The sequence below is a fragment of the Diaminobutyricimonas sp. LJ205 genome (genome assembly GCF_009755725.1).
Taxonomy (GTDB): domain Bacteria; phylum Actinomycetota; class Actinomycetes; order Actinomycetales; family Microbacteriaceae; genus Ruicaihuangia.
Map to the genome: position 1 here is coordinate 2,329,688 of NZ_CP046619.1, position 13,682 is coordinate 2,343,369.

Below are 13,682 nucleotides of genomic sequence, written 5' to 3' on the forward strand. Positions count from 1 at the left end.
TGCTCCTCAGTCGTTCGGTGGTGTGGTTTCGAGACGCTCGCTGGCGCTCGCTCCTCAACCAGCGACTACGGGTTCGTGCTCGATCCGCGGGAACAGGGTGCCCTCGAGCGCCGAGACTCGAGCGCCGCCGACCCAGTCCGGGGCATCCGTGATCGTGACATCCTGCACATCGCCCTCGCCGCCGAGCGCGGTCCAGAGCTTCTGGCTGGCGATCGGAATCACCGGTGACAGCAGCACCGCGAGCGTGCCGAGGCCGCGCACCGCGGTGTGCAGCACGGTGCCGAGCCGCTCGCGGGTCTCGTCGTTCTTGGCCAGCTGCCAGGGCTCCTGCTCGGTGATGTAGCCGTTCAGGGCGTCGACGAGCTCCCAGATCGAGGCGAGCGCGTCGTGGATTGCCAGCTTCTCGATCGCGGCATCCGCCGCGTCCGTCGTCGCGCGCTCGCGCACGCGGATCGCCCGGTCGGAGTCGCTCAGCTCGCCCGCGGCCGGGATCTCGCCGTCGAAGTAGCGGTTCACCATGGCGATCACGCGCGAGGCGAGGTTGCCGAAACCGTTGGCGAGTTCGGCCTGGTAGCGGGCGGCGAGGTCTTCCCAGCTGAACGAGCCGTCCTGGCCGAAGTTGATCGCGCGCATGAAGTAATAGCGGAACGCGTCCGAGCCGAAGGTGTCGGTGATGTCGGTCGGCGCGATACCGGTGAGCTTGGACTTGGACATCTTCTCGCCGCCGACCAGCAGCCAGCCGTGGCCGAACACCCGCTGTGACACCGGCAGACCGGCGGCCATCAGCATCGCCGGCCAGATCACCGCGTGGAAGCGGGCGATGTCCTTGCCGACCAGCTGCACGGCGGGCCAACGGCGCCGGAATTCCTCGTCGTCGACGCCGTAGCCGATCGCGGTCACGTAGTTCAGCAGCGCGTCGAACCAGACGTAGAGCACGTGCTTGTCATCCCAGGGGATCTGGATGCCCCAGTCGAAGCTCGACCGTGAGATGGACAGGTCGCGCAGGCCCTGCTTGACGAACTGCACGATCTCGTTGCGCACGCTCTCGGGCTGCACGAAGTCGGGCCGCTGCTCGTACAGGTCGAGCAGTCGCTGCTCGAACTCGCTCATGCGGAAGAAGTAGTTGGTCTCCTTGAGCACCTCGACCGGCTTGGAGTGGATGGCGCAGACCTGCTGCCCCTCGTACTCGCCGGTTCCGGGCACCAGGTCGCTGGGCTGCTTGTACTCCTCGCAGCCGACACAGTAGTGACCCTCGAATTCGCCCTGGTAGATGTAACCGTCGTTGTAGAGCTTCTCGAGGAAGACCTTGACGCCGGCCTCGTGGCGCTTCTCGGTGGTGCGGATGAAGTCGTCGTTCTTGATGTTGATGGTCTCGAGCAGCGGCTTCCACGCGGACTCGACCAGCTCGTCGGCCCACTCCTGCGGGGTGGTGTTGTTCGCCACCGCGGTGCGCAGGATCTTCTGGCCGTGCTCATCGGTGCCGGTGAGCAGCCAGGTGTCATCACCACGCTGCCGGTGCCAGCGGGCAAGCACATCGGCCGCCACCTCGGTGTACGCGTGCCCGATGTGGGGCACGTCGTTCACATAGAAGATGGGCGTGGCGATATAGAACGGCTTGCCAGCAGACATGCCTAATATCCTACGGTTCCGCCGTCGGCCGTTACGCGAGGCCCCGCTGCTGATGGCGCCTGCGCGCTCCTCCGCTGGTCGAGCCCGCCGAGACCCGCTCGCTCCCGGCGCCCGTTTGCCCCACTGGCCCGCGGTAGGTCGAGCGCCGCCGCGCGAATCGCGCGCCGCGGCGCGCTAGCGTCCGGAGAGCGCACCCTCGTACAGCGCCCGCTTGGACAGCCCGGTGGCCTCGGCCACTTCTGCTGCGGCATCCTTCAATCGGATGCCGCCGGCCTGCAGTTCCCGCACCTGGGCGATGCCCTGCTCCAGGTCGACGGTGGCGGGCGTCGCTCCATCGACGACGATCACGATCTCACCCTTCACGCCGGCAGCTGCCCACTCGGCGAGTTCGGCGGCGGTGCCGCGACGCACTTCCTCGAACTTCTTGGTGAGCTCACGGGCGACCACCACGCGACGGTCGGCGCCGAGCGCGGCGGCCAGGTCGGAGAGGGTGTCGGCGAGCCGGTTCGGCGACTCGAAGAACACCATCGTGCGTTCCTCGTGCGCGAGCTTGCTGAAGTAGGCGATCCGGCTCTTGCGCGGCACGAAGCCCTCGAAGGTGAACCGGTCGGTCGGCAGCCCGCTCACGGCAAGCGCCATCAGCACGGCGCTCGGGCCGGGCAGAGCCGTCACGGTGACTCCGGCGCGCGCTGCTTCCGCGACGAGCGGGAAACCCGGGTCGCTGATTGCGGGCATTCCGGCATCCGTCAGCACCAGCACGTCCGCGTCCCGGGCGAGTTCGACGATCTCGGCGGCCTTCTCGACCTCGTTGTGCTCGTGCATGGCGATCAGCCGCGGACGGTTCTCGACGCCGAGGGCACGCATCAGGTGCACGGCGGTGCGGGTGTCTTCCGCGGCGATGGTCTCCGCGTTCTCCAGCGCCTCGACCAGCCGGCGGCTCGCGTCGCCAAGATTGCCGATCGGGGTCGCCGCGAGGATGATCACCCGTTCATCCTCCCACCCGCGCAGTTGCCGTGGCTCCGCCCGCAGGCGGCCCGCCACGTGGCCGGACTAGCATGGGCGACGTGTCGACCGAGGTGAGCGCTGCCCCCCGCGGCAGCCGCCTCGACGAGTGGTACGCCGGCAACCCGGCCGCCCGGCGCGTCTGGCGGTGGGGCGTCCCGGCCGCAGTGCTCGGTGTCGCGGCGGCCACCCGACTGTGGAACCTCGGCCATCCCGACAGCCTGGTCTTCGACGAGACCTATTACGTCAAAGACGCCTGGACGCTGACGAACCTCGGTTACGAGTCCCGCTGGCCGGAAGGTGCGGACACGGCATTCAACGCCGGGGAGGTGAACGGGTACACCATCGAGCCGAGCTTCGTCGTGCATCCTCCGCTCGGCAAATGGATCATCGGCGCCGGCCTCGCCCTGGTCGGCGCGGACAACCCGGTCGGCTGGCGGATCGGCACCGCGGTCTGCGGCATCCTGCTGGTCGCCGTGCTGATGCTGATCGCCTGGTTCCTGTTCCGCTCGACCGCGCTCACCGCCATCGCCGGCTTCCTGCTCGCGATCGACGGCAACGCGATCGTGATGAGCCGGGTCGCGCTGCTCGACGGCATCCTCGCCTTATTCGTGCTGCTCGGCTTCGGCGCGATTCTGCTCGACCGCGGCTGGACCGCACGCCGATTACGGCTCTGGCTGGCCAGCAGAACGGATGCCTCGCGGCCCACCGACTGGGGACCGGTTCTGTGGTGGCGTCCCTGGCTGCTCGTCGCGGGGCTGACCCTTGGCTTCGCCGCCGCAGTGAAGTGGAACGGACTGTACTTCCTGGCCTTCTTCGCGGTGTACACCCTCGTGGTCGACGCGCTCGATCGGCGTCGGCTGGGCATCCCGTTCTGGATCTCCGGAACCCTGCTCAAGCAGGCCCCCGCCAGCTTCCTGCTCACCGTGCCGGTCGCGCTGGTCGCCTACCTGATCACCTGGGCTGGCTGGTTCGCCACCGATGACGGCTTCTACCGGCACTGGGTCGAAGACGGGAACCTTGCTTGGACCGGACCGCTGGCCTGGGTGCCGGTCGACTGGCAGAACTTCTGGCACTACCAGGTGTCGGTGTACAACTACCACGTCGGCGAGACCCGGCCGCACAGCTACCAGGCGAATCCGCTGACCTGGCTGCTGCTGATCCGGCCGACCAGCATGTACTACGCCGGCACCGAGCACGGCGGCACCACCTACGGCTCGACGATCCTCGATCTGGCGAACCCCATCATCTGGTGGGCGTCGGTCGCGGCAGCCCTGTATCTCGTCTACCGGCTGATCCGCTTCCGTGACTGGCGGCACGGGGCGATCCTGATGGGACTGCTCGCCGGCTACCTGCCGTGGCTGATGTACCTCGAGCGCACCGTGTTCCAGTTCTATACGATCGCGTTCCAGTCGTTCCTGATCCTGGCGCTCACCGCGGTGTTCGGGTTGATGCTGGGCACCCCGGCGGATCCGCGGTGGCGGCGGGATGGCGGCATCCGGCTGATTGCCGTGATCCTCGCGGTCGCGACCGCGGTCAGCGTGTTCTTCTGGCCGATCTGGACCGCCCTCGAGGTGCCCTGGTCGTTCATCCAGCTGCACTACTGGCTGCCGAACTGGCGCTGAGCCACAGCACACGGACTGTTACGGCAGGTTGCTCGCCGGCGCATCCGGGCCCGAAGACCCGGCTAAATTGGGCGCATGGCTGATCGCGACAGTTCTGACAGAAGCTACGGGTTCAAGACGCGGGCAATTCACGCGGGCAATATTCCGGATGCCACCACCGGCGCTCGTGCGCTGCCGATCTACCAGTCGAGTGCCTTCGTCTTCGACAGCACCGCGGACGCGGCAGCCCGATTCGCGTTGCAGAAGTACGGCAACATCTACAGCCGGGTGGCGAACCCCACGGTCGCCGCATTCGAGGAGCGCATCGCCAGCCTCGAGGGCGGGCTCGGTGCCGTCGCCACCGCCAGCGGGCTGTCGGCGCAGTTCATCACCTTCGCTTCGCTCGCCGGGGCGGGCGACCACATCGTCGCCTCCGCCAGCCTGTACGGCGGCTCGGTCACCCAGCTGGATGTCACCCTGCGCCGGTTCGGCGTGGAGACCACATTCGTGCACTCCTCCGACCCGGCCGACTACGCCGCCGCGATCACCGACAAGACCAAGCTGATCTTCGCCGAGATCGTCGCGAACCCGTCCGGCGAGGTCGCCGACCTCGAGGGCCTCGCCGAGGTGGCGCACGCGCATGACCTCCCGCTGATCATCGACTCGACGATCGCCACCCCCTACCTGAACCGGCCGATCGAGTGGGGCGCCGACGTGGTCATCCACAGCGCCACCAAGTTCCTCGGCGGGCACGGCACCACCCTCGGCGGTGTGGTCGTCGAATCCGGTCGGTTCAACTGGGCGAACGACCGCTTCCCGCTGTTCGACGAGGACGTCCCGCATTACGGCGGCCTGAACTGGCACGGCAACTTCGGCGAGTACGCCTTCCTCACCCGGTTGCGCGCCGAGCAGCTGCGCGACATCGGCCCGACCCTGGCGCCGCACTCGGCGTTCCTGCTCGCGCAGGGCGTCGAGACGCTGCCGTACCGGATCCAGGCGCACGTCGACAACGCGCGTCAGGTCGCCAGCTGGCTTGAGGCCGACCCGCGCATCGAGTACGTCAACTGGGCGGGTCTGGAATCACACCCGCACTTCGATCGGGCGAAGAAGTACCTGCCGAACGGTCCCGGTTCGGTGTTCAGCTTCGGTGTCAAGGGCGGCCGCGCGGCCGGCCAGAAGCTGATCGAATCGGTGAACCTGGCCAGCCACCTCGCCAACATCGGCGACGCGAAGACCCTGATCATCCACCCCGGTTCCACTACGCACGCCCAGCTGACCGAGCAGCAGCTCGCCGAGGCGGGCGTTGGCGCGGGGCTTGTGCGGTTGAGCGTCGGCATCGAGGATGTCGATGACATCATCTACGACCTCGATCAGGCCCTCGACCAGGCGGCAGGAGCAGCGGCAGCATGACCGACACGACAACCTACAACACCACCAGCTCGGATACCGAGATCGTCCAGTTGGCGAACGGCCTGACCTGCGGGTTGCCGGCGAACTCGCCGCTCGCGAAGCTGCTGAAGTCACAGCGCACCTGGATCGGCCCGTCCGCGCAAGAGCGGCTCGGCATCCTGCGTCGCGCCAAGTCGGTCGCCATCGTCGGCGCCTCGCCGAACCCGGCGCGCTCCAGCTACTTCGTGGCCACCTACCTGCAGCAGTCGAGCAACTTCCGGCTGTACTTCGTGAACCCGAACGCCACCGAGATCCTCGGCCAGAAGGCGTATCCGGATTTGAAGTCGCTGCCCGAGGTGCCCGACATCGTCGATGTGTTCCGCAAGGCCGGTGACATCCCGCAGGTCATCGACGACGCGCTCGAGATCGGCGCCAAGACGGTGTGGGTGCAACTCGGCATCTGGAACGAGGAAGCCGCCTACTACGGCGAGTCCAAGGGACTGACCGTGGTGATGGACCGGTGCATCAAGGTCGAGCACGCCCGCTTCGGCGGCGGCCTCAAGCTGTTCGGCTTCGACACCGGAGTGATCACTGCGCACAAGGCGGCGAGCTAGCAGGCCGGCGATTCACCGCGTTCGCCGTCGCGCCTCTTTCGCTTCGGCGGCTACGGCCCAGGCATCCGCGACCAGTCCAACATGCGCGAGCTTGTCGGGGTTGATCACCGCGCGGATCGTCTGGATCCGACCGTCGAGCACGTCGAGCGCCCAGGTCGCGAGCACTTTCTGCTCCCGGTCGCGGAAGATCGCACCAGGCTGGCCGTTGATTTCGTGGAACTCCAGCTGGCCCCCGACCTGGAAGAGCGTGGGGAGGAAGGCGGCGAGGGTTCGCGCGACGTTGTCGGCACCGAAGATACCCCTGGGCAGGTTCGGAGCCTTGCCACCACCGTCCGCGACCATCTGAACGTCAGCGGCGAGCAGTTCCTGCAGTCCCCCGACGTCGCCGTCCTTGAGTGCGTCGAAGAAGCGGGACGCCAACGCATCGCGCTGAATCCGGTCCGCCTCGAACCGAGGTCGCCCGGTGTCCATGTGCCGCCTGGCCCGCACCGCGAGCTGCCGACAGGCGGCCTCGGACCGTCCCACCGCGGATGCGATCTCGGGGAAGCCGAACGCGAACACCTCGCGCAGCACGAACACCGCTCGTTCGAGCGGGCTGAGCCGTTCCAGCAGCAGCAGGGCCGCCATCGACACCGAATCGGCCAGCTCCGCCGACCGCGCCGGATCCTCGTACGGGTCGGCGACCAGGGGTTCGGGGAACCACTCCCCGACGTACTGCTCGCGCCGGGAGCGGGCCGAGCGCAGCACGTCGATCGAGATGCGGGTGACCACAGCAGAGAGGAAGGCCTTGGTCGAGGTGGGCTCGGTGACCGAGCTTTCGTAGCGCAGCCAGGTCTCCTGGACCGCATCCTCGGCCTCGCTCACGCTGCTGAGGATTCGGTAGGCGATGGCGAACAGCAGCGGCCGCAGCTCTTCGAACTCTTCGGCCCGGCTCATGCGAGCTCCTCCTTGACCCTCTGATTTCAGATTCATCTTCTCGTACTCAAGACGAGACAGCCCGGCCGTCTGTGACATCCGCTGTCCATGTCACAAAACGGATCCCGGGGGAGTCATACCTAGTGAGACGCTTTGGAGGGTTGTCATGCGGACGACGCAGAAGACCGGAAATCATCACGCACGAGGCTCGATCGCGGAGCGAGCCGGCGGCTACCTCCGCACCCGCACCGCACTGGGTGGCAGCCTGGTCCGGATCGCCGCCGAGCTTAGGAGTCGGCGCGTTCCTGTGCGCTGGAGCAACCTGTTCGGGGTGGTCGCGTTCGCCAGCGTCGCCGTGCTGTTTGTCTCCGGGGTCATCCTGATGTTCTTCTACACACCGTCCAGCGAGCCGGTCACCTACAACGGCAGCTACACACCGCTGACCGGCGCGGAAGTGTCCAAGGCATTCGACTCGACCATGACGATCTCGTTCGAGGTGCGCGGCGGGCTGCTGCTGCGGCAGCTGCACCACTGGGCGGCCTTGCTGCTGCCGGCCGCGATCATCATGCAGCTGCTGGTGATGTTCTTCACCGGCGGATTCCGTCGGCCCCGCCAGGCCAGCTGGGTGATGCTGTTCCTGCTCTTGATCGTGGCGCTCGCCGGCGGATGGAGCGGCTATGCACTGCCGGATGACATGCTCTCCGGCTCGGGGCTTCGAATCGTCGAGGGCATCGTCCTCGGCATCCCGGTCATCGGCAGCTGGATGTCGGCGCTGCTGTTCGGCGGGGAGTTCCCGGGTTCGATCGTTGAGCACCTCTACCCGATCCACGTCCTGATTGTCCCAGTGGCCCTGGTGGTGCTGCTGATCGGCCGGGCCTGGTCGTCCTACACCCACAAGCCGCCGCAGTTCGCCGCGCCCGGTCACACCGAAGACAACGTTGTCGGCGTTCCTATGCTCCCGAACGCGACGGCCCGCGCCGGCGGACTGTTCGCGCTCGTTGTCGGCGTGCTGATGCTGATCTCGGCGACGGTGACGATCAGCCCCATCTGGCTGTACGGGCCAGCCGACCCAGGCAACGCGTCGGCGGGAAGCCAACCCGACTGGTACACCGGATTCCTCGACGGCGCCCTGCGGCTCGTCCCTCCGGGATGGGAGTTCGAGTTGTTCGGCTACACCTGGACCCTGGCGGTTCTCGTGCCGCTTGCCGTGGTCGGCGTGTTCCTGACCATGGTGGCGCTCTACCCATACATCGAGGGCTGGATCACCCATGACCGAGAGGATCACCACATCCTCGACCGGCCCCGGAACGCGGCCACCCGCACCGGGATCGGCGTTGCCGGAATGGTGTTCTACGGTGTGCTCTGGGGAGCCGCCAGCGCCGACATCGCCGCGACCCGGTTCGGGCTCGGCCTGGAGTCGGTGATCATCGGCTTCCAGATCGCACTCCTCGTCGGGCCGCTGATCGCGTTCGAGCTCACCCGCCGCGCCTGCCTGGCCCTGCAGAAGAAGGACCGTGAGATCGCCCTGCACGGCTACGAGACCGGCCGAATCGTGCGCCTCCCCGGCGGCGAATACATCGAGGTGCACGAGCCGCTCGACAAGTACGACCGCTGGAAGCTCGTCGCGCACGAACACCCGAAGCCGTTCATCGCCCGACCCGACGACCGCGGTCGCATCCGGGCCACCCACCTGGTCAGGGCCAGGCTGGCCAAGTGGTTCCTCGAGGACCACATCCCGCCCGCCGATGACCCGGCCGTTGAGGCCGCGGCCCGGACCAGGGAGACGCTCCACTCCGGTGTGGAATTCACGGAAGTGAGTTCACGGAGGTGAGCGCACGGAAGTGAGTTCGCGAAGATGAAATCACGGCCGTGAAGGTCGGATCACGGCAGCCGCAATTCGGCCAGGTCAGTGACCGGAAGGTTGCACACGAACTCAGCGCAGAGGTAGGCGGTTGCCCGGCCGTCCGCCGTCTGCCGACCGTCGAACAGTTCGAACCCGGCCTCGGCGAACGCCTGGGCCTGCGGGCTGGTCACCGCAGTCGAGACCGTTCCACTGCGCATCCACCGGCGAGCGGCAGCCACCAGCGGAGAGTTCGGATCATCGCTCACGACGACGAGCTGGCTGACCGGCGCATTCAGCGCACTCATCAATCCGATCGCCGAGCCGAACGACACCGGAGCCTGCCGGGCGAGACCCGCAACCAGGGCCATCGCGCGCTCGCTGGCGTCGCGGTAGCGCCGGTCACCGGTGAGTAGGTACAGCCGGTACGCGGCCGAGGCGATGGCACTGGATCCGCTTGGATACGCCCCTTCGCTGGGGTCGTGCGCGAGCGCGGTGCCGTGCGCGGCGAGCACCGGATCCGGGCCGCCCGGCACGCCGAACGGCAGCGCTCCCCCTGTCAGCGCGGCGGCCGCATCCACGCCGCCAGAGCTCGTGTCCTCGCCGCCGACCAGGCACGCATCCACGAGTTCCCGTGCCACTATCGCGTAGCGAACCTCCCCGGTGGACAGCGCGAGTTCGAGGAGCCCGCCTGCGAGCATCCCATAGTCCTCCAGGGTGGCAGAGGCCTCCGACATACGATCGCCGGTCGATGCGCGGAGGAGAGTGCCATCCGCTCGCCGGTGCCGTTCCAGCAGTCCGTCGGCGACTTCGCGTGCAACATCGATCCAGCCCGGCCGATCGAGCAACCGCCCGGCGAGTGCCAGAGCTTCGATCGCCAGGCCGTTCCAGCCGGTCAGAACCTTGTCGTCGAGCGCCGGCGGTTCCAGCTCGGCCCGGTCGGTGTACCGGTAGTACTCGCCTTCGACCTTGCGCCCATCGATCACGCTCTCGGAGTCCTGTCCGCTTGCGAAGCCTCCCGGCAGCCGCAGCACCCCGGTCAGGAAATCAGCAATGCCCTCGGCTACCTCGATGCGACGATCGCGGGCGTAGGCCGCCAGCAGGAGCGCGTTGTCATAGAGCATCCGCTCGTAGTGCGGCTCCGACCAGTCGCGCTCGGTTGCGTAGCGGAAGAATCCGCCCTCGACCCGGTCCAGCAACGGCGAGGCGGCCATGGCGGCGAGGGTGCGTTGGGCGAGTGCCCACGCCTGGGCATCGCCGAGCGATCCGAGATCGAGCAGGCCGAGCAGCACGGTCGCCACCGGGAACTTCGGGGCTCCCCCGAACCCGCCGAACTGCTGGTCCTCGTGGCCAGCAAGGGTGCGCACGATGCTGGTGAAGTCGTCATCGCTGAGCAGGGGGTTCGAGTCGAACCGAGTGGATGCGGCGAGCGCCTGCGCCACGGCATCCCCGGTCGCCTCCACCTCATCCCGACGTTCCGCCCAGGCATCGGCCACCGCGGCCAGCACCTCGCCGAAGGAGGGCACGCCGCGCAGGGTCACCGGTGGGAAGTAGGTGCCCGCGAAAAAGGCCTTCCCCTCCGGCGTCGCGAACACGGTGAGCGGCCAGCCGAGCTGCTGCGTGAACGCGGACGCTGCGGCCATGAAGCTGGAGTCGACGTCAGGATGCTCCTCACGGTCGACTTTGATCGCCACGAAACGCTCATTCAGCGCGGCCGCGAGCGTGGGGTCGCTGAAGCTCTCGCGGGCCATGACGTGGCACCAGTGGCAGGTGGAGTAGCCGATTGACACCAGCACCGGCACATCGCGCCGCGCGGCCTCCGCGAAGGGTTCGGCGCCCCACTGCCACCAGTCGACCGGGTTGTCGGCGTGGGATCTGAGGTAGGGACTGACGGCGTCCCGCAGTCGTTCGGCCATGCGGCCAGCCTACGACCCCGTCTGCCAAGGGGTCACGTGTACTACTTCCCGCGCGACCGCAGCGCGCGCACCGCGAGTTGCACCGCAGTGAACAGCAGCAGCAATCCGAACAGGATGCTGCCGAGCAGCGGCGGCAGCCAGACCGCGAGCGCAACGCCGCCGAAGGATGCCGGGATCGCGAACGCTCCGATCGTCAGCGCCGTGCGCACGTCGGTGTTTCCGCGCCGGACATTGGCGATGGTGCCGGTGATCGAGGTGGGGATCATCATGATCAACGACGTGCCCTTGGCGACCAGGTCCCCCATGCCGAAGAACACCATCAGCGCCGGCACCACGATTACTCCGCCGCCGACACCGAGCAACCCGGACAGGATCCCGGTCACCACGCCCAGCCCGACCAGCGCGACGGCGGTCGGCGCATCGAGGGCCAGATCAGCATCGCGCTCGGGGACGAGGAAAAACAGGCGCACCGCCATCGCCACCTGGAATGCGATGAACATCCACCGCAGCACGCCCTGGGGGATGCGCTGCAGCAGCCAGCTGCCCAGCAGCGACCCGCCGATCGCGCCGACGGCGAGGCACAGGGCCACGCCCCAGTTCACCTGACCCTGCAGCAGGTAGCCGACGCTGCCGGCGACCGCGGTCGGCAGGATTGCGGTCAGCGAGGTGCCGCTCGCAAGGCGTTGCCCGAACCCGAGCGCGAGCGTCAGGAGCGGCACAATGAGAATGCCGCCGCCGACGCCGAATAATCCCGAGAAGAATCCGGCGATCAGGCCGATGACCGCGAGCGTGAGAAGCCCGGGGCGGCGCACCGCCTAGTTCACCTCGGCGGGGTGCGATGAAACACGTCCGCCGCGCTCGAGCGCGGTGATCGCAGCAACCTCATCCGCGCTCAGCTCGAAGTTCAGCACGTCGAAGTTCTCCGCCATCCGCTCGCGCCGGTTCGACTTCGGGAAGACGATGTTTCCGGTCTGCAGGTGCCAGCGGATGACCACCTGCGCAGGGGTCTTGCCGTGTGCTTCCGCGGCCGAGGCGACTGCCGGCTCACCGAACAGGTCGTACTTGCCTTGGCCTAGCGGGCCCCATGCCTCGATCTCGATGCCCTTCGACCGGGCGAACGCGGTCACCTCGCGCTGCTGGTACGCCGGGTGCAGCTCGATCTGGTTGACCGCGGGCACGGTGCCGCCCTCGGCGATGACCCGCTCCAGGTAGGGCACGAGGAAGTTCGACACCCCGATCGAGCGCGTCCTGCCCTCGTCGCGCAGCCGCTCCAGGCCGTGCCATGCCTCGAGGTAGGTATCGCGCTGCGGCGCCGGCCAGTGGATCAGGTACAGGTCGACGTAGTCCAGCCCGAGCTTGTCGAGGCTTTCCTGCATGGCCGCGGGCGAGCGGTCGTCGGCCTGGTTCTCGTACCACTGCTTGGTGGTGATGAACAGTTCCTCACGCGGAATCCCGGATGCCGCGATCGCCCGCCCGACGCCCTCCTCGTTGCCGTAGATCGCCGCGGTGTCGATGTGCCGATAGCCGATCTCGAGCGCATCACTGACGTTGCGTTCGGTCTCGGCCGGGTCCACCCGGAACACGCCATACCCGAGCTGGGGAATCTGGTAGCCGGAGTTCAGCTCGAGCATGGTGACGGTCATCTACAGGTGCCTTTCGTCAGCCCCCGTGTACTGGCTGAGCGGCCGGATCAGGGCGTTCGCCTCGAGCTGCTCCATGATGTGCGCAGTCCAGCCGGTGATGCGGCTGGCCACGAACAGGGGGGTGAAGGTCAGCGTATCGAATCCCATCAGGTGGTACGCGGGACCCGACGGGTAGTCCAGGTTCGGCTTGATGCCCTTCTTCTCATCCATCGCTGCGGCCAGGCGATCGTAGAGTTCGGCGAGGTCGGGCCGGTCGTACTCCATCACGAGCGTGTCGAGCGCCGCCTTCATCGTCGGCACGCGGGAGTCGCCGTGCTTGTACACGCGGTGCCCGAAACCCATGATCTTGCGCTTGGCGCCGAGGGCGGCTTCCAGCCAGGCCTCCGCCTTCGATGCGTCGCCGATCTCGTCGAAGATGTGCATGACCGCCTCGTTGGCGCCGCCGTGCAGCGGCCCCTTCAGCGCACCGATCGCGCCGGTCACCGCCGAGTACAGGTCGCTCAGGGTGGAGGTGATCACCCGGGCGGTGAACGTGGAGGCGTTGAACGAGTGCTCCGCATACAGGATCATCGACACGTCGAACGCGTTCACGACTGACAGCTGCGGCACTTCGCCGAAGGTCATGTGCAGGAAGTTCGCCGAGTAGGCCAGGTCGTCGCGCGGTTCGATGAGGTGCTCACCGCGGCGCCGCCGCTGGTCATAGGCGACGATCGCGGGCAGTTGGGCGAACAGCCGGATCGACTTGGTGAGGTTCGATTCGCGGTCGCTGGATGCGGCATCCGGATCATTCGCGCCGATCACGCTGACCGCCGTGCGCACCACGTCCATCGGATGTGCCGTGGTCGGCAGTTCGTCGATCACGCGCTTCACGAGCGGTTCCAGGTGGCGCAGCGAGCGCTCGGTGGCCTGGAATTCCTCGAGCTGCACCGGGGTGGGCAGGTCGCCGTACCAGAGCAGGTAGGCAACCTCCTCGAAGGTGCAGTTCGCGGCCAGCTCCTGCACCGGGTAGCCGCGGTACAGCAGCGAGTTGGTCTCGGCATTCACCTTGGAGATCGTGGTCGTGTCGACGACGACTCCAGCCAGGCCCTTGCGAATCTCTTCGTTCATAGTCACTCCTTTGTGGTTCTCGT

At 67.5% G+C, this 13,682-nt stretch carries 11 protein-coding genes; 4 read left to right on the forward strand and 7 right to left on the reverse strand.

Going from position 1 to position 13,682, the window contains the following annotated elements; translation table 11 throughout:
- Positions 1–54 precede the first annotated feature (54 nt).
- Positions 55–1,629 (reverse strand): methionine--tRNA ligase, encoded by a 1,575-nt coding sequence (gene metG, locus GO591_RS11320; RefSeq protein WP_157156911.1) that lies wholly within the window; start codon positions 1,627–1,629, stop codon positions 55–57.
- A 174-nt stretch (positions 1,630–1,803) separates the two neighbouring features.
- Positions 1,804–2,613, reverse strand: a complete 810-nt coding sequence (rsmI, locus tag GO591_RS11325) for a 16S rRNA (cytidine(1402)-2'-O)-methyltransferase (protein WP_157156912.1) — start codon at positions 2,611–2,613, stop codon at positions 1,804–1,806.
- 71 nt (positions 2,614–2,684) lie between these two features.
- Here rsmI and GO591_RS11330 point away from each other — a divergent pair, with 71 nt between their 5' ends.
- From GO591_RS11330 to GO591_RS11340, 3 genes are all read left to right on the forward strand, one after another.
- Positions 2,685–4,256 (forward strand): dolichyl-phosphate-mannose--protein mannosyltransferase, encoded by a 1,572-nt coding sequence (locus GO591_RS11330; RefSeq protein WP_157156913.1) that lies wholly within the window; start codon positions 2,685–2,687, stop codon positions 4,254–4,256.
- A gap of 75 nt (positions 4,257–4,331) precedes the next feature.
- Positions 4,332–5,645, forward strand: coding sequence for an O-acetylhomoserine aminocarboxypropyltransferase/cysteine synthase family protein (locus GO591_RS11335; protein ID WP_157156914.1), 1,314 nt, complete (start codon positions 4,332–4,334; stop codon positions 5,643–5,645).
- Positions 5,642–6,238, forward strand: a complete 597-nt coding sequence (locus tag GO591_RS11340; RefSeq protein WP_157156915.1) for a CoA-binding protein — start codon at positions 5,642–5,644, stop codon at positions 6,236–6,238. Before GO591_RS11335 ends, GO591_RS11340 begins: the two co-directional genes overlap by 4 nt.
- Positions 6,239–6,250: 12 nt before the next feature.
- Here the strand turns inward: GO591_RS11340 and GO591_RS11345 are convergent, their stop codons facing one another.
- On the reverse strand, positions 6,251–7,174 hold the full coding sequence (locus GO591_RS11345; RefSeq protein WP_157156916.1) for an RNA polymerase sigma-70 factor: 924 nt from the start codon (positions 7,172–7,174) through the stop codon (positions 6,251–6,253).
- Positions 7,175–7,319: 145 nt separating this feature from the next.
- Between GO591_RS11345 and qcrB the strand changes: the two genes are divergently transcribed.
- Positions 7,320–8,984, forward strand: coding sequence for a cytochrome bc1 complex cytochrome b subunit (gene qcrB, locus GO591_RS11350; RefSeq protein WP_157156917.1), 1,665 nt, complete (start codon positions 7,320–7,322; stop codon positions 8,982–8,984).
- Between the two features lie 50 nt (positions 8,985–9,034).
- Here the strand turns inward: qcrB and GO591_RS11355 are convergent, their stop codons facing one another.
- From GO591_RS11355 to GO591_RS11370, 4 genes are read right to left on the reverse strand one after another with little or no spacing between them, the layout of a single operon-like run.
- A complete protein-coding gene (locus GO591_RS11355) occupies positions 9,035–10,909 on the reverse strand; it encodes a thioredoxin domain-containing protein (RefSeq protein ID WP_157156918.1) in 1,875 nt (624 codons plus the stop codon).
- Between the two features lie 41 nt (positions 10,910–10,950).
- On the reverse strand, positions 10,951–11,721 hold the full coding sequence (locus tag GO591_RS11360) for a sulfite exporter TauE/SafE family protein (RefSeq protein ID WP_157156919.1): 771 nt from the start codon (positions 11,719–11,721) through the stop codon (positions 10,951–10,953).
- A 3-nt stretch (positions 11,722–11,724) separates the two neighbouring features.
- Positions 11,725–12,552: an aldo/keto reductase gene (locus tag GO591_RS11365; RefSeq protein WP_157156920.1), complete on the reverse strand. Its 828-nt coding sequence runs from the start codon at positions 12,550–12,552 to the stop codon at positions 11,725–11,727.
- On the reverse strand, positions 12,553–13,659 hold the full coding sequence (locus tag GO591_RS11370) for a bifunctional 2-methylcitrate synthase/citrate synthase (protein ID WP_157156921.1): 1,107 nt from the start codon (positions 13,657–13,659) through the stop codon (positions 12,553–12,555). It lies immediately after the preceding gene.
- Between the last annotated feature and the right edge of the window lie 23 nt (positions 13,660–13,682).